Origin of the sequence: Fictibacillus arsenicus (assembly GCF_001999465.1) — a bacterium.
Lineage (GTDB): Bacteria > Bacillota > Bacilli > Bacillales > Fictibacillaceae > Fictibacillus > Fictibacillus arsenicus.
The window spans coordinates 115,814-131,446 of the sequence record NZ_MQMF01000004.1 but is presented as its reverse complement, the minus strand read 5'-3'; the positions used below and the strand labels follow the sequence as shown (position 1 = coordinate 131,446).

The 15,633-nt window shown below is 41.0% G+C and carries 16 protein-coding genes; 14 read left to right on the top strand and 2 right to left on the bottom strand.

The window, feature by feature from the left end; all coding sequences use genetic code 11:
* Positions 1 to 30 precede the first annotated feature (30 nt).
* Positions 31 to 1,692, bottom strand: a complete 1,662-nt coding sequence (locus UN64_RS16890; protein WP_077364926.1) for a glutamine--tRNA ligase/YqeY domain fusion protein — start codon at positions 1,690 to 1,692, stop codon at positions 31 to 33.
* A 162-nt stretch (positions 1,693 to 1,854) separates the two neighbouring features.
* Here UN64_RS16890 and UN64_RS16885 point away from each other — a divergent pair, with 162 nt between their 5' ends.
* The 9 genes from UN64_RS16885 (at position 1,855) to UN64_RS16845 (ending at position 9,358) form a co-directional block, all read left to right on the top strand.
* Complete coding sequence (locus UN64_RS16885) at positions 1,855 to 2,781, top strand: dipeptidase (protein WP_077364924.1); 927 nt, start codon at positions 1,855 to 1,857, stop codon at positions 2,779 to 2,781.
* Positions 2,782 to 2,799: 18 nt separating this feature from the next.
* Entirely contained in the window at positions 2,800 to 3,819 is a 1,020-nt protein-coding gene (locus UN64_RS16880) for a DmpA family aminopeptidase (RefSeq protein ID WP_077364922.1), read from the top strand.
* 99 nt (positions 3,820 to 3,918) lie between these two features.
* On the top strand, positions 3,919 to 4,602 hold the full coding sequence (locus UN64_RS16875) for an SIMPL domain-containing protein (RefSeq protein ID WP_245802065.1): 684 nt from the start codon (positions 3,919 to 3,921) through the stop codon (positions 4,600 to 4,602).
* 73 nt (positions 4,603 to 4,675) lie between these two features.
* Entirely contained in the window at positions 4,676 to 4,981 is a 306-nt protein-coding gene (locus tag UN64_RS16870; RefSeq protein WP_486598928.1) for an ArsR/SmtB family transcription factor, read from the top strand.
* A gap of 21 nt (positions 4,982 to 5,002) precedes the next feature.
* Positions 5,003 to 5,929 (top strand): ABC transporter ATP-binding protein, encoded by a 927-nt coding sequence (locus tag UN64_RS16865; protein ID WP_077364918.1) that lies wholly within the window; start codon positions 5,003 to 5,005, stop codon positions 5,927 to 5,929.
* Positions 5,926 to 7,023 (top strand): ABC transporter permease, encoded by a 1,098-nt coding sequence (locus tag UN64_RS16860; protein ID WP_077364916.1) that lies wholly within the window; start codon positions 5,926 to 5,928, stop codon positions 7,021 to 7,023. Before UN64_RS16865 ends, UN64_RS16860 begins: the two co-directional genes overlap by 4 nt.
* A 24-nt stretch (positions 7,024 to 7,047) precedes the next feature.
* Positions 7,048 to 7,470 (top strand): DUF6526 family protein, encoded by a 423-nt coding sequence (locus tag UN64_RS16855; RefSeq protein WP_077364914.1) that lies wholly within the window; start codon positions 7,048 to 7,050, stop codon positions 7,468 to 7,470.
* Between the two features lie 360 nt (positions 7,471 to 7,830).
* Positions 7,831 to 8,370, top strand: coding sequence for a sigma-70 family RNA polymerase sigma factor (locus UN64_RS16850; protein ID WP_139343176.1), 540 nt, complete (start codon positions 7,831 to 7,833; stop codon positions 8,368 to 8,370).
* The gene (locus UN64_RS16845; RefSeq protein WP_077364912.1) at positions 8,351 to 9,358 is read left to right on the top strand and encodes a DUF4179 domain-containing protein; all 1,008 of its coding nucleotides are present in this window, start codon (positions 8,351 to 8,353) and stop codon (positions 9,356 to 9,358) included. Before UN64_RS16850 ends, UN64_RS16845 begins: the two co-directional genes overlap by 20 nt.
* 311 nt (positions 9,359 to 9,669) lie before the next feature.
* On the opposite strand, the gene UN64_RS16840 is transcribed toward UN64_RS16845, so the two are convergent.
* Complete coding sequence (locus UN64_RS16840; RefSeq protein WP_077365195.1) at positions 9,670 to 10,632, bottom strand: LacI family DNA-binding transcriptional regulator; 963 nt, start codon at positions 10,630 to 10,632, stop codon at positions 9,670 to 9,672.
* Positions 10,633 to 10,723: 91 nt separating this feature from the next.
* Here UN64_RS16840 and UN64_RS21015 point away from each other — a divergent pair, with 91 nt between their 5' ends.
* The 5 genes from UN64_RS21015 to UN64_RS16820 all read left to right on the top strand — a co-directional run bounded on the left by UN64_RS21015 (position 10,724) and on the right by UN64_RS16820 (position 15,182).
* The gene (locus UN64_RS21015) at positions 10,724 to 10,894 is read left to right on the top strand and encodes a hypothetical protein (protein WP_171978955.1); all 171 of its coding nucleotides are present in this window, start codon (positions 10,724 to 10,726) and stop codon (positions 10,892 to 10,894) included.
* A 133-nt stretch (positions 10,895 to 11,027) separates the two neighbouring features.
* Positions 11,028 to 11,789, top strand: a complete 762-nt coding sequence (locus tag UN64_RS16835) for a threonine/serine exporter family protein (protein WP_077364910.1) — start codon at positions 11,028 to 11,030, stop codon at positions 11,787 to 11,789.
* A gap of 15 nt (positions 11,790 to 11,804) precedes the next feature.
* Positions 11,805 to 12,260, top strand: a complete 456-nt coding sequence (locus UN64_RS16830) for a threonine/serine exporter family protein (protein WP_077364908.1) — start codon at positions 11,805 to 11,807, stop codon at positions 12,258 to 12,260.
* Between the two features lie 381 nt (positions 12,261 to 12,641).
* The gene (locus tag UN64_RS16825) at positions 12,642 to 14,063 is read left to right on the top strand and encodes an alanine/glycine:cation symporter family protein (RefSeq protein ID WP_245802074.1); all 1,422 of its coding nucleotides are present in this window, start codon (positions 12,642 to 12,644) and stop codon (positions 14,061 to 14,063) included.
* Positions 14,064 to 14,183: 120 nt separating this feature from the next.
* Positions 14,184 to 15,182, top strand: a complete 999-nt coding sequence (locus UN64_RS16820; RefSeq protein WP_077364904.1) for a cation diffusion facilitator family transporter — start codon at positions 14,184 to 14,186, stop codon at positions 15,180 to 15,182.
* Positions 15,183 to 15,633: the final 451 nt, after the last annotated feature.

The window sequence follows — 15,633 nt, the reverse complement described above, 5'->3', positions numbered from 1 at the left end:
AAGCGCCTTCTAGTGACAGCCTGATACTTTTTATAGCTTAAACGAACTCTTTAATGAAACGATTTGGTTAAATACGATTTTATCATCAGTTGTTTGCTTTGGATCTACGTTGAAATAGCCGTGGCGGAAGAACTGGAACTTGTCATGAGGCTTCGCGTCCTTCATGTTTGCTTCGATAAATCCTTGTTTTACGATAAGAGAATCTTTGTTCACGTAATCCAAGAATGTTTTACCTTCGCTGTCTTCTTCGTTTTCCATGTCAGCATCCAGAATTAATGGTTCATATAAACGGAACTCCGCTGGAACAGCTTGTGTAGCTTCAACCCAGTGAAGTGTTCCTTTTACTTTGCGTCCAGTGAAACCAGTGCCTGACTTCGTTTCAACATCATACGTACAATGAAGTTCAACCACATTGCCGTCTTCATCTTTTATAAAATCTTCGCATTTAATGAAGTATGCATGCTTTAAGCGAACTTCGTTACCAGGGAAGAGGCGGAAGTACTTTTTCGGAGGATCCTCCATAAAGTCTTCACGCTCAATATAAATTTCACGGGAGAATGGAATCTGGCGTGTTCCCATTTCTTCGTTTTCTGGATTGATCTCAGCATCCAGCATTTCAACTTGGCCTTCAGGATAATTTGTGATAACCACTTTAAGCGGATCAACGATACCCATCGTACGAGGTGCTTTCACTTTTAAATCTTCACGGATGAAGTGTTCAAGCATCGCCGTATCAGCAGCACCAGAACCTTTTGATACTCCAACAGCTTTTACAAATTCAACGATTGATTCAGGTGTGTAGCCTTTTCGGCGCAAGCCAGAGATTGTCGGCATGCGCGGATCATCCCATCCATCAACATACCCTTCATCTACAAGCTGTTTTAATTTACGCTTGCTCATTACCGTATTTATCAGACCTAAGCGGCCGAACTCGATTTGCTGAGGCTTGCTTTCCATTTCACACTCTTCAACTACCCAGTTGTAAAGAGGACGCTGGTCTTCAAACTCTGTTGTACAAAGCGAGTGCGTCACGCCTTCAATCGCATCCTCGATCGGATGAGCGAAGGCATACATTGGATAGATGCACCAAGTGTCACCTGTGTTGTGGTGTGTAGCATGAGATACGCGGTAGATAACCGGGTCGCGCAAATTAATGTTTGGCGAGCTCATATCGATTTTGGCACGAAGAACCTTCTGTCCGTTTTCGAACTCTCCTTTACGCATGCGGTCAAAAAGATCCAAGTTCTCTTCAACAGAGCGGTTGCGGTAAGGACTTTCTTTACCAGGCTCAGTCAGTGTCCCGCGGTATTCGCGGATTTCATCAGCATTAAGGTCATCCACATATGCTTTTCCTTTTTTAATTAAAAGTACAGCGCGCGTGTACATTTCTTCAAAGTAATCGGAAGCATAACGAAGATTTTCCCATTCAAAGCCTAGCCATTCAACATCTTTCTTGATAGCATCAACGTATTCTTGGTCTTCCTTTAATGGGTTTGTATCATCAAAACGCAGGTTTGTTTCCCCGCCGAACTCATCAGCAAGCCCGAAGTTGATGACGATCGATTTTGCATGTCCAATATGAAGATATCCGTTAGGTTCTGGAGGGAAGCGTGTAATAACTTTCTTGTGCTTTCCGGATTCCAGATCGCTTTGGATGATTGTTTTAATAAAATTAGAAGAACTATTCTCCATCCCGTATCAAGCCTTTCCTTATATGTAAACTAAAGTATACTTTACATTATAACAAAAATAATTTTCAACTAAACGTATTCTTTTATGAGATAGGGATTATATTTGACTGCCCTTAACCTTATAATGATGAGATAAATATTCAAATGAACGGTGGGATTAAACATGAATGTTATTGACTTACATTGTGATGCATTACTAAAACTTTGGGAAACAAAAGGAAATCTGCGATATGCCGATGCTCCTGAGCTGTCAACAAATAAAAATAGACTTCAAAAAGGAAAGGTTAAAGTTCAGTTCTTTGCTATTTTCATAGAGCCTTTCATTCCATCAGATCAAAAATTTCAGGCTGCACTAGATCAGATTGATTACTTTTACCGTGAAGTACTTGTCAAAAATCCAGAGATGAAGCATGTGAAGGATTGGAGTGAACTTGCCGCTGTAAAAGATGGTGAGATCGGTGCGGTGCTGACGCTTGAAGGTGTGGAAGCGATTGGTGATGACTTAACAAAGCTGAACATTCTTTATCAGCTTGGCGTTCGTCTGATCGGACTTACGTGGAATCATGCGAATCTTGCAGCTGACGGGGCACAAGAACCGCGCGGAGCAGGGCTGACCTTATTCGGAAAAGAAATCGTTCGGTTTAATAATCAGCATAAAATCCTGACCGACGTATCCCACTTATGTGACCGGGCATTCTGGGACGTGATGGAAATCGCGAAGTACCCTTTAGCAAGTCATTCAAATTCTCGTGCTTTGTGTGAGCACCCGCGAAACCTTACTGATGAGATGGCAAAGGAAATGTTTCAAAAAGGCGGAGTCGTTCATGTTGTTTATAACCCTCCCTTTACAAAAAGTGAAGGTCCATCAAGTATTTCAGATTTGATTAAGCATATCGATCACTTCTGCGGACTTGGCGGTGTGAAACAGATTGGTCTAGGCTCTGATTTTGACGGGATTGCTTCACACATTGTGGATCTCGAGGACGCTTCTAAAACACAGAACTTAATTAATGAACTGTTAAAACATTATTCAGAAGACGAAGTAAAAGGATTTGCACATCGAAACTTCTTAAACTATCTTCCAAAATAAAAACCAGGGGTGTAAGTAATGAAGGTTCGCGACAGGGGAATGATCGTTGGAACTCTTTCTCCAGGGAAGAAAAACTGTATAACCGATGTAGAAGGCGTGAGGGTCGGTCATGTCACGCTGGACTATCCGATTAACGATAACGATTACACTTGCACAGGCGTTACGGCAATTCTGCCGCACGAAGGCAATCTGTTTCAAGAAAAAGTGACAGCTGCAAGCTATGTAATTAATGGTTTTGGCAAAACGACAGGTCTTGTTCAGCTGAATGAACTTGGAGTTCTGGAGTCTCCGATCATGCTGACGAACACGTTTGGCGTTCCGGCTGTTACGCAAGGAACGCTGGAGTACATGCTGGAACAAAATCCTGAGATTGGCGACACGACGGGTACGGTGAACGTCGTTGTTGGCGAATGCAATGACAGCTATCTGAATTCGATCAGACATTTTCCTGTAAAACCGGAGCACGCGACCGAGGCTATTAGAAAGGCAAACGATGAAGCTGCGGTGGAAGGTGCAGTTGGGGCTGGAAAAGGGATGATCTGCTTTGGTCATAAAGGTGGAATAGGAACCTCTTCGCGCATCGTATCTAAGTACACGTTAGGCTGTCTCGTGCTTAGTAATTTTGGCAAGAAGGAAGAATTTAAATACTCTCATTTAAAAAGTGATGGGACAGAGGGGATATCGGAAACGAGTGATGGCTCCATTATGATCGTCCTCGCGACCGATGCGCCGTTAAGCGACAGACAGCTTTTACGAGTGGCTAAAAGATGCGGGATTGGACTTGGCCGAACAGGCAGCCACTTTGGAAACGGCAGCGGGGATATTGTGATTGCTTTTTCGACGGCACATAAGATCTCTCATTTTCATGAAAAAGAAATTGAAATACGAACTCAGCTCCGGGAAGATCTCCCAGTAATGAACGAAATTTTCACGGCTGCTGCAGAAGCAACAGAGGAAGCTATACTTAATTCGTTATCTTCAGCCGAAACGACGATTGGCCGAAACGGACATACCGTTCGATCATTTCTTTTTAAATAGCGTTTGTCACTATTGTGGCAGATGCTTTTTTCTTTATCCTTCTTTTATCAACTGCCACCGCATAGTTTTTATGGAATAGATTGTGAAAGGGGCTTTGCTATGTATTACAGCTACCCGGGGTATCAAAATATGGGATTTAGACAGCAGAATGACGAGACAAAATTAAATCGATTAACCGTTACTGGTGAAGGTTCCGTTTCGGCAGTACCAGATCAGGCGATGATAACAATCGGGGTCATTACCGAGAACATGAACTTAAGCACGGCCCAAAAAGAAAATGCTTCTAAAACATCATCTGTTATTAACGCATTGATGTCTTTAGGCATTCCTCAGCAAGATATTCAAACTTCTTCTTATCGGATCGAACCTCAGTATAATTACGAAAACGGTCAGCAGACATTTCGCGGATACCGCGTGGAACATCAGCTTCAAGTTACTGTAAAAGATATTAGCAAAACCGGGCAAGTGATTGATCAAGCTGTCGCAAGCGGTGCTAATTCTGTTTCGTCTATTCAGTTTTCTGTATCGAATCCAGACGTTTTTTATAATCAAGCATTAACTGCAGCTATTCAAAACGCACAGCAAAAGGCAGTGTCTATGGCGAGGGCAATGCAAGTTATACTTCAGCCAGTTCCGATTGTCGTTCAAGAGCTGTCGCAGCCTCTGCCGCCAACTCCTATACCGTTTCAAGCAGCAACACTGGCTCAAAGCACCGGAACACCGATTCAGCCTGGAGAAAATAAGATTACCGCTACTGTGAAAATCGAATACACCTATAGCTAGTACAGGAATAAATTGACAACTTCTATTGCCTCGCACTATACTTAACCAAATGGTTAAATATAATGCTGATAATTTGAATGATGTGTTTTCTGTTTTATCAGATCCAACAAGAAGGAGTATTATCGAGCAGCTATCAAAAGGAGAAAGGAGTGTCCAGGAGTTAGCAGAGCCTTTTGATATGTCGCTGCCGGCGATCTCAAAGCATTTAAAAGTTTTAGAGAATGCGGGTCTTGTAACGCAAAGGAAAGAAGGGCGCTACAGGTATTACTCTATAAAACCAGATTCGATGGATGGCGCATGCGAGTGGATGGATGCTCTAAAACAGATATGGTCAAGATTTGAAGGTATGTTTGGCTGCAGCAAAAACAAAAAGCAGTGATAAAGGTTTGGAGTGTGAAAAATGGAGTCTTTGCAAGAAATTATTAAAGTGCAGGGATTGGTTAAACGATATGGAGATTTTACTGCAGTGGATGGCAGTGAATTCTCCGTACATAAAGGTGAAGTATTCGGTCTTCTTGGTCCGAACGGTGCCGGAAAAACAACAACACTTGAGATGCTGGTCGGGCTTCGTAAACCAGATGAGGGAACAGCAATTGTTGGCGGGTTTGATATTACCCGTGAGCTCGATAAAGTGAAAGAAGTTATTGGGGTGCAGCTTCAATCTACAACACTTTTTGAACTTTTGACGGTGGAAGAAATCCTTCATCTGTACGGCAGTTTTTATCGTGAGCACATATCGATTCCAGAGCTGATTGAGGATATGCTTTTAACGGAGAAAAAGAACAGCAGAATTAAAGGGATGTCAGGCGGCCAGAAGCAGCGTCTTGCGATTGCGCTGGCACTCGTTCATGATCCGCAGATTATCTTTTTGGATGAGCCGACAACAGGTTTGGATCCGCAAGCACGACGGACGCTGTGGGATATTATTCTGCGTTTGAAAGACCGTGGCAAAACGGTCGTGCTGACGACTCACTATATGGATGAAGCGCATGTCCTGTGTGACCGGATCGCGATTATGGACCAAGGAAAGCTAATTGCACTCGATACGCCTGGTGAGCTCGTGAAGAATCTGCAGTCCGACAGTGCCGTTGAGTTCCGGTTTGATGAAGAAGCGGACGTGCTGCTAGAAGAGATTGAAGCCGTTAAACAGGTAGGAAGCCAGAAAGATGTACATATCTTGTACACGGATGACCTGCAAAAAACACTAACTAGCTTAATAGCTACAGCATCTGAAAAAGAACTGAAGCTGGTAGATCTGCAAACAAGAACGGCAACGCTTGAAGATGTATTTATTCATATGACAGGAAGAAGGTTAAGAGAAGGATGAGAGCATATTATCAACTGACTTTAGCCCAGCTCCGGATTTTCCTTCGAAACCGGCAAGTTTTATTTTGGACGCTCGCTTTTCCGATTTTTTTAATGATTATGCTCGGGTCGTTCTTAGGAAACGGCAACGGCATCTCTTTGACTGTAGCTGTAGTTGATCAAGACAAAAGTGAGCAGTCGAAGGTTTTAGTGGAGGAACTTAAGAAAAACAAAGCGATTTCAATTGAGAAAAGTTCGAATGAAAAAGACATGTTACAACAGCTGAAAGATGGTGATCTGCAGCTTGTCGTTACCATTCCTGAAGGCTATAGCAAGAGTGTGGAGGCAGGCGGGAATGCTGAGCCATTTAAACTGCCAGTCTATTATAACGAGACGAATTTAACAGTTTCCCAAGTTGGGCTGCAGCTCGTGAATAATGCGGTAGATACGATCAGTAAAAAGCAGGTAGATTACAAGCCTGCTGTTGTGACAGATTCTAAAGGTGTTGAAGCGTTAAATCTCCGTTACATAGACTTTCTTGTTCCTGGGATCGTGGCGATGATGATCATGAGCAACAACATGAACGGTGTGGCCGGTCAGATTTCCTCGTGGCGTGAGCGCGGTATATTGCGGAGGATGCAAGGAACAACATTGAAGGCATCCACTTTTATAGCTGCGCAGATTACCGCTCGCTTCATGCTGAACGGTTTGCAGGCGATGATTGTGCTTGGCGTTGCCTGGGCTGTCTTTGGAATTGAGGTGCGTGGCTCATGGCTTACGGTAATCGCCTTTGTAACGCTCGGAACGTTAGCGTTTATGGCGATCGGTTTTATTATTGCAGGTATTGCTAAGACTCCTGAGAGTGCGGGACCGATTGCGGGATTTCTTTCATTTCCGATGCTGTTCTTAGGCGGTGTGTTTTTCCCCATAAAAGATATGCCGGAGTTTCTGCAGCCGATCGTTCAGATTCTGCCGATTGCTCATCTCAGTCATGCACTGCGTGAAACGATGAACGTCGGGGCGTCATTCATGGATCTTGGAATGGAAGCGATCATTCTAGGCTGCTGGCTCGTTGGAGCGTTTATTGCCGCAAGTTTTACATTTAAGTGGGAGTAATTTCATAGAGAAAGAGGAGAAAAGATGGAGACACAAGACTTTAAAAATCATACACGTATGCACCCGATTTATCATTATGTGTTGAGTTTGCTGGTAGTTGGGGGACTAGTTGCAAGTATTGTTTATCTGCTCAAAGCGGAGGATACTTTTTTAGGCGTTGTTCTTGTAGTGATGTCACTGAGTCTGGCGGTTACTTTTGCTCTGCTGCGTTTATACCCATTGAAAGCGCAAGACCGAGCCATTCGTGCTGAAGAGAACCTGCGTTATTACGTGTTAACAGGTAAATTGTTAGACGCGAAGCTGACACCCGGACAGATCGTGGCATTGCGTTTTGCACCAGACAACGAGTTTCCAGGATTAGCAGAAAAAGCTGCTGCAGAAAACATGAAGCCAAAAGAAATTAAACAAGCGATTAATAACTGGAAAGCAGATCATTACAGAATCTAAGTGAAAAAGGAAGATTATAGATATAAAACGCGGCTCAACAGGTTGAATGTTACCTGTTGAGCATTTTTATTGTGTTGATAAGTATGAAAATCTTACAACTTGAGCGAAAATCAGTGGGTTAAGGGTGGTTCGAAAAGCATCTTGAGCGAAAAACAGCATGTTAGGGGTGGTTCGACAAGGATTTGGAGCGTATCTCAACTGTTCTGAGCGAACGTGTAATAAATAAAAGAACACGTACCGTAAACTCGCCATTTACAATATGCAGGATTAACCGATTCTTATAAGGAATAACCGCTTTAGAATAAATTTGAAACTTTTTTCCGTGAACAGTTCCTCTAATAGGTGAAAGGAGGCACGGACTTGCTAAATATAAATACGGTTATAAAAGCGATAAAAGGAAACGAAGATGCTTTCGAACAACTGATTAAACAGGAAAGCGACAAGTTATACAGAACAGCATATCTTTATGTCCGTAATAAAGAAGACGCACTCGATGTACTGCAGGAAACAGTTTGCAGAGCTTTTGTAGGAATTCATAAATTAAAAGAACCCAAATATTTTAGTACGTGGCTTGTGAAAATATTAATTCGCACAGCTTATGAGATGCTTCAAAAAAAGAAGAAAACAGTCTTAACAGGTGAGGCGTTTATACATAGCCTGACTGAAAATACGAGTTACAGCCCTGAAGAGGATCTGGACCTGACTAATGCCATATCAACCTTGGATCAAAACTATCAAACGGTGATTATCTTATTCTATTTTCATGACCTTTCAATAAAAATGATTGCCGAAAAGATGCAAAAACCAGAGGGGACTATAAAAACTTACCTTCATAGAGCGAAGGCGGAACTAAAAGGTTTACTGGAAGGAGCAGGATCATATGGACAAAGAATGGTTTGATAGAAAAGATGAAGAATTGCCGAGAGATGAAATTATGAATGCGATTCGAAATGGTATGAAAGCAGGCAGAAAGATAAAGCGCAGAAATAAAGTGAAATCCGGAATGAAGGTATCTGCGTGGGTTACAGGAACTGCTGCAACTGTTGTTTTAGCTTCAGGATTTGTCTTTTCGCCCGTTAATACAGTATTAGCTGACGTACCATTGATCGGAAAGCTCTATGAACAGCTGAACCTTGAAATCGGAAAAGAGCTAGCTGCAAGCAACTTAGTAACAGAAATTAATGAGAAAGCAACAAGTAACGGGGTAGATGTTACGGTAACGAGTGCTTTTTATGATGGAAATGTTATTGGAGTAACCATAAAAGCAGAGGGTGAAGACCTTTCTTTGGAGGCCATGGATAAGGAACGCAGCCCGGAAGCGGGTTATTCTTTCAGTGGAAGTGATCAAGAACAGCTTCCGGGTACGAAAACTGGGTTTGAAAAAGCAAAAGACGGTAGTTATGTTGCCGCAATGGAATTTGAATTGCCAGGTGAAAAACTGCCAAAGAATTATACGTTGTCCTTAACGTTTAATCTTATAGCAAACAAAAAAGGAACCTGGAAGTTTGATATTCCGGTTACGCAGCTTCCTATGAAAAAAATTAAATTAAATGCAACAGGAGCTTCAAAAGACGGTGCACATAAAATTGAAATAACCTCGCTGTCGGTCGGAAAGGCAACGGCGACGCTAGATTATATATCTATACACCAAGTGGATGGTATTGAAGAACATGTGAATTTGAAAGTGCTAGATGATAAGGGCGGAAGGGTGCAGCTTAGACAAAATGGGGATATAAAAGTAACTGAAAACCAGGGTGTAATCACTAAACGAAGTGAGGCAGCATTGGGCAAAATTAAAGAAGATGTAAAATACTTAATGGTTTATCCGGAGATTGTAAGTAAGGATAATAGAATTAACCTAGAACCAATAAAAGTACAAATAAATTAATAAAAAGAGTGACCCAAGAGTAATTTATTGTACTTTTGGGTCTCTTTATTAAATAGCGCCTTTCGTTATAGTATTTTAGATATGTTTTGAAAGTGAAAATGGCTGTTGAAAGGCATTGTAGCAGGCAGTTTGAGCGAAAACCAGCAAGTTAAAGGCGGTTCGACAAGCATCTTGAGCGAAACTCAGTATGTTTGGAGCGGTTCGACAAGCATTCGGAGCGAAACTCAGGCCTTTTTGAGCGAACGTGTAATAAATAAAAGAACACGTACCGTGAACCAACAAAACTCAACTAGTTTGAGTTAGCTCTCCTTTTAAACAGTCTCCCGCTCTATAAACTTAACAGCAATCTCTTCATGTGAAACGCGCTCTCCATCCATGGCTTGATAAAATAGCTTCCTTCCTACTTCAACAAGCGGTATTTCCAGTGTCGTAATATGCATGACTTTCGAGATCGGCTGGTTGTCGAATCCCATAATCGCTAAGTCTTCCGGTATAAAGATCCCATGTTCCTTACAGCAAGTCAGGATTCCAGCAGCAACCTGATCACTCGTAACGAGGAGAGCGGTGGGACGTTCTTTCATCCGCATCAAATCAGTTACAATCTTCTCTCCGTCTTCAAAATTAAAACACCCAGAAAATATGAAATCGGGATTGAAGGATAATGAATTTTCCTCTAAAAAACGAGTGTAAGCTGCACTTCTCTGTTCACTGTTCGTCCCGGATTGTCTCCCAATACAATATCCGATTCTCGAATGTCCTTTTCCATAAAGATAATGTAAAGCAGAAGAAAAACTTTTATAATGATCAACAAAAGTACAAGAAACGTTTTTTTCGCGCGCATCCTCACAGAGCACAATCGGCCCGTATTCAATGAACTCCTTGATTATCCCCCAATCACATATCCTCGAACAGATGATAAGCGCATCAATTTGCTTATCTTTTAACATGGTCAAAGCTTCGACTTCTTTTTCTTCCTCATAATTCGTTTGGATCAAAACAAGTTTGTAGTTGTTATTTAAAGCTGCATTCGCGATTCCTTCAATAAGCAAGCCGAAATAGGGATGGTTTGAGAAGGGAACCACAACTCCGATTAAAAAGGTTCTTCCTTTGCTTAAATGCACCGCATTGATATTCCTCTGATAATTGCATTTCTCCATGGCTTGTCTCACTGCTTCAGCTTTTTCAGCACTCACATATGGATAATCATTAAGGACTCGTGAAACGGTTGTAACTGACACTCCGGCCATTTTTGCGATATCTTTTATATTTGCCATAATCAGACCTTCTTTTATAAAAAGTTTTTCTTGCTTTGAAACGCGTTTCATAAATTATCCTCTGCTTATTAAGAAAAAGGAGGAATGTATCATGGTGATTTTAGCAGGTATCATGAGTTTAATTTTCTTATGCGGTACGATAATATTATTTTCATCATTCCCGATCACATTGCATGAAAAAAGCGGATTTATAAGAAAGAAATCAGAAAGAGAAGATGCTTTCAACTATCTATTTGATGTTTATGGCAAATCACACTTCTAAATTTATTCTAGTAACATTTGCAAACTTGTTCAACTTCATTGCCCTCTATACTCCAATCAGTTAAACTGTAAAAATATTAAATGTTCGATTTTGGGCAGAATGAATGTAAGTACGAAATTGGAGAGTATGCTTAATGGAGATGGAAAGACAAGAAACATATGACATAATGGCGGTTTGTTTGCTAGCAGGTAAAATTATGCTGCAAAGCGGAGCGGAAACGTATCGGGTAGAGGATACGATGATGCGCATTGCAGCTTCTTTTGGTGCTCATCAATCACACCCATATGTAACACCGACAGGTATACTTTTTTCAGTTGAAGGAAATGAACCTACGAAAACAAAGCTGATCCGGATTATTGAACGGACAACTGACTTAGAAAAAGTAGCGAGTGTCAACGGAATCTCCCGTAAAATAAGTGCTGGGGAGTACACGATCGAGGAAGCCTATAAAGAATTGAAGAAAATCAGTGAGTCTGGCTCTCCGTATTCTCTCTGGGTCCATGTTCTTGCCGCTGCCATTTCATCTGGCTGTTTTTTAATCATGTTCCAAGGAAGCTGGGGGGACTTTTTTCCGGCATTCGTAACTGGCGGATTAGGTTTTCTTTCGCTGCTATATTTTCATCAGCTCGTACCGATTAAATTTTTCTCGGAGTTTTCGGCTTCGCTGCTCATAGGCTTGCAGGCTCTCTTTTTTGTTTCAACTGGTATTGGCGGTGAGCTGGATAAGATCATAATAGGATCAGTTATGCCGCTCGTTCCCGGTTTATTGATTACAAATGCCGTGCGTGACTTGATGGCTGGGCACCTCATATCCGGCCTCGCAAAAGGTGCAGACGCCTTCTTAACTGCATTTGCTATTGGGGCGGGAATCGCCGTCACATTTTCATTCTTTTAGAAAGGAGCGTTCACGATGACGATTATTGAACAGCTACTCACAAGTTTTATTGCGTCGGCGGCTTTTGTTATTATTTTTAACGGACCGAAACGCTCATTATTTCATTGCGGCCTTGTCGGAATGGTCGGCTGGATTTTTTATTTTCTTTTAGAAGCCAATGGGGTGGATATGGTGCTGGCGACAGTGATCGCAGCATTTTCCATAGCGATCGCCTCACAATATTTTGCTAAAAAGTATAAAACCCCTGTCATCATATATAGTGTTGCAGGTATTATACCGCTTGTTCCGGGGGGGATTGCCTACAATGCCATGAGAAACTTCGTGCAGAATGATTACAATCTCGCTATTAATTTAGCTGCAAAAGCTTTTATGATCTCAGGATCGATTGCGATAGGACTTGTATTTTCTGAGGTGATCAATCAGATTATCCGTAAATCAAAGTTAAAGACTATCGTTAATAAGTCTCAGTAAAAAAATAATGCAATAAAATTAAAACCAGCTGAACAAGACAGCTGTTTTTTTGTATGTGTACATTTTCGATTACATTCTACTATGGAAATGGCTGTTATTGGGATTCAACTAGTAACTTGTAAGCTACTAAAGATACAAATGTCCATACTGGAAAGAATTTTATCTTGTATTCTCATTTCTTTTCATATCATAATAGAAAATACCTAAGTGATGAAACCTGTCACAATTTGTAATCATATATGATTTGTCTTATAATTACAAATAGAGTAAATTTTCTGTTAAATATTCAAGGGGGTAAAGATGAAAGAGTTCTTAGCGACAATTCAGACCAACTTTGAAACATTTGTAGGAGAGGCTGTAGGAATCCTTTGGAGTCAGCCGATGATTTATTTTTGTTTAGGTGTCGGGCTATTATTTTCTATTTTAACAAGATTTTTGCAAGTAAGGCACTTCAAAGAAATGATCAAATTAATGGTAGAAGGAAAAAGCTCTAAAGCCGGGGTATCTTCGTTCCAAGCACTGGCTATTGCATTATCAGGCCGTGTAGGGACAGGTAATATTGCTGGTACTGCAACAGCGATCGGCTTTGGGGGTCCAGGTGCAGTGTTTTGGATGTGGATGATCGCGTTTATCGGTGCATCCAGTGCTTTTATTGAATCAGCGCTCGCTCAAGTTTATAAAGTAAAACAGGACGGCGAGTATCGCGGGGGTCCTGCGTATTATATTGAAAAAGGTATTGGCTGGAAGTGGTATGGCATCATTTTTGCGGTTTCCGCTTTAGCAGCTATGGCACTATTAATGCCTGGGATTCAGTCTAACTCAATTGCTGCGGGACTAGAAAATGCTTTTAATGTTAGTCCTACTGTTACTGGAATTTTCTTAGTAATCATTTTGGCTGCTATTATTTTTGGCGGTGTAAAACGAATTGCGAATGTCGCCCAATATGTTGTGCCATTCATGGCGATTGGATACGTACTAGTTTCATTAATTATAGTAGCTTTCCATATTCCACAGATACCTGAAGTACTTTCCCTTATTTTCAGAAGTGCATTTTCTTTTGATTCTGCATTTGGCGGAATTGTAGGTTCTGCAATAATGTGGGGAGTTAAGCGTGGGATCTATTCCAATGAAGCAGGACAAGGTACAGGACCTCACCCGGCTGCTGCTGCAGAAGTATCGCATCCAGCGAAACAAGGTTTAGTACAAGCATTCTCAGTTTACATCGATACTTGGCTTGTATGTACAGCTACAGCATTTATGATTCTTTTTACAGGAATGTATAACGTTCAAAACGAAGCAGATGGAAGCTTTATTGTTGAAAACCTGCCAGATGTAGAAGCAGGGACTGCCTTTACACAAGAAGCAATTGAATCTGTTCTTCCTGGTTTCGGTTCTGGTTTCGTTGCCGTTTCCCTATTTTTCTTTGCATTTACAACAATCATGGCTTATTACTATATTGCAGAAACGAATATTGCTTATCTGTTCAGGGGTAAGAATAATAAAGTACCGATGTTTATTTTAAAACTGGTTCTTTTAGCAACGACTTATTACGGAGCAATAAAAACAGCTGACCTTGCTTGGGCACTTGGAGATCTAGGTCTTGGTGTCATGGTTTGGCTGAACTTAATCGCCATCTTAATTTTGGCTAAGCCAGCTCTGCGAGTGCTGAAAGATTATGAAGAACAAAAGAAAGCTGGACTTGATCCGGTGTTTGATTCCACCAAGCTGGGCATTAAGAATGCTGAGTATTGGGAAGGCGGATATAAGGAATCTAAAGGAAATAAAGAAGAAAAAGTTTCATAATAGTTACTCTTGAGACGGGCTGTGTTTTTTGCGGCCCGTTTTTTTGTGTGTTTAAGTTTAATTTCTTGTGTTTTCAGGAATTCTTATAAAAAGACATTTAACAGGAGTGGAGGCAGACCTTTGATTGAACTACTTAAAAAAGGAAACAAATCGTCCGGAATTGCTGCATTAGGAAACACGGTACTCGCTATAGCTAAAGGTATTGCAGCCGCAGTCAGTGGAAGTGGAGCGATGTTCGCGACAACACTTCACTCTGCAGCTGATGCTTTGAATCAGGGTTTTGTTTTTTTCGGGAGTGCCCTTTCGGAAAAAGAGCCTACAAAAAAATTCCCAGCGGGCTTTGGCCGGGTTGTGAACTTATTTGTTTTAGTTGCGGTCATCGTTGTTTCGATCATGGCCTACGAAACTATCTTAAAAGGGTGGAAGCTCATTCAAGACCCGCATCCATCAACGAATTTACTGCTGAACATCGGAATTATGATTTTAGCCATCTTAGTCGACGGTTTTATTTTAATTAAGGCGATGAAAGAGATTGTGCATGAGACAAGAAGCGATGCGACAGGCTTTGGGATAGTAAAAGAGTCTTTTAAAAATGTAAGCTTGGCTGCACCGCCAACCCGTCTTGTGTTTTATGAAGATCTGATTGCGACTTCAGGTGCTTTTTTGGCACTTGTTTCAATTGTCCTTGCAGATCTGACGGGTGCTTATATTCTGGATGGAATCGGAACATTGCTAATCGGTATTCTTCTTGTGGTTGTTGCATTTAAACTCGGTATTGAAAACACAAGAGGGCTGATTGGTGTTGCTGCGCCAAAAGTTGTTGAGGACAGAATTGCGGAAACGATCCTGTCAGATAAGGATGTAGTGGATATTAAAGAACTTAGAATCCTTCAAGAAGGAAGAAGGTATCATGTTGAGAGCTATATTGAACTAAAAGAAGGGTTCACATTGGCAGATGCTGATGATATCAAATTCCGCGTCCGTGATACACTCATGGAAGATTCTGATATTGGCGATGTGACGATGGGAATCTTAGAAACTGATCATGTAAAAACGTGGCCGAAAGAAGCTGAAATTGAAGTGAACGGACACGAAGATGATACTGAAAAAACTCGGTAAGCTTTATTAGTGAGTTTTTCTTGAAAAAAGTATAAAAATCAGGAGAATGATCAATTTTCTCCTGATTTTTATTTTTGCTTGGGTTGAAGCATGAAAATCTTGTTAGAAAAAGACTGTTAACCATGAAAATGCTTTCTGGAAAAGAAAAACCGAGTAATAGACTAAATACAATTGACACGATATATGTGTTGATCAATTATTAAAGGTTAAGTCATAATAATTCCACGGTAAACCGAATTAATTCCACAGATAAAGATAATAATTCCACACTTAAAATTATTTATAGAAATTTCGACAAACACATACCGCCCAGACAAGAAATTGACCATGCTGCCTTCCATTCAATTACACCAAGGTTAAACTTTGAAAAAAATAGGATAAGAAGTCGAAATAGTTAAATATTTTCAAGAAAAAGGATAGAATAATAGTAGATTGTTAAGTTCGTTAAACA

Excerpts from the sequence above, each read along its gene's own strand:
- UN64_RS16880 (WP_077364922.1), top strand. The coding sequence starts at position 2,800 with ATGAAGGTTCGCGACAGGGGAATGATCGTTGGAACTCTTTCTCCAGGG.
- UN64_RS16840 (WP_077365195.1), bottom strand. The coding sequence starts at position 10,632 with ATGGCAAATATAAAAGATATCGCAAAAATGGCCGGAGTGTCAGTTACA.
- UN64_RS16845 (WP_077364912.1), top strand. The coding sequence starts at position 8,351 with ATGGACAAAGAATGGTTTGATAGAAAAGATGAAGAATTGCCGAGAGAT.
- UN64_RS16875 (WP_245802065.1), top strand. The coding sequence starts at position 3,919 with ATGTATTACAGCTACCCGGGGTATCAAAATATGGGATTTAGACAGCAG.
- UN64_RS16855 (WP_077364914.1), top strand. The coding sequence starts at position 7,048 with ATGGAGACACAAGACTTTAAAAATCATACACGTATGCACCCGATTTAT.
- UN64_RS16885 (WP_077364924.1), top strand. The coding sequence starts at position 1,855 with ATGAATGTTATTGACTTACATTGTGATGCATTACTAAAACTTTGGGAA.
- UN64_RS16825 (WP_245802074.1), top strand. The coding sequence starts at position 12,642 with ATGATTTATTTTTGTTTAGGTGTCGGGCTATTATTTTCTATTTTAACA.
- UN64_RS16860 (WP_077364916.1), top strand. The coding sequence starts at position 5,926 with ATGAGAGCATATTATCAACTGACTTTAGCCCAGCTCCGGATTTTCCTT.
- UN64_RS16865 (WP_077364918.1), top strand. The coding sequence starts at position 5,003 with ATGGAGTCTTTGCAAGAAATTATTAAAGTGCAGGGATTGGTTAAACGA.
- UN64_RS16890 (WP_077364926.1), bottom strand. The coding sequence starts at position 1,692 with ATGGAGAATAGTTCTTCTAATTTTATTAAAACAATCATCCAAAGCGAT.
- UN64_RS16835 (WP_077364910.1), top strand. The coding sequence starts at position 11,028 with ATGGAGATGGAAAGACAAGAAACATATGACATAATGGCGGTTTGTTTG.
- UN64_RS16830 (WP_077364908.1), top strand. The coding sequence starts at position 11,805 with ATGACGATTATTGAACAGCTACTCACAAGTTTTATTGCGTCGGCGGCT.
- UN64_RS21015 (WP_171978955.1), top strand. The coding sequence starts at position 10,724 with ATGGTGATTTTAGCAGGTATCATGAGTTTAATTTTCTTATGCGGTACG.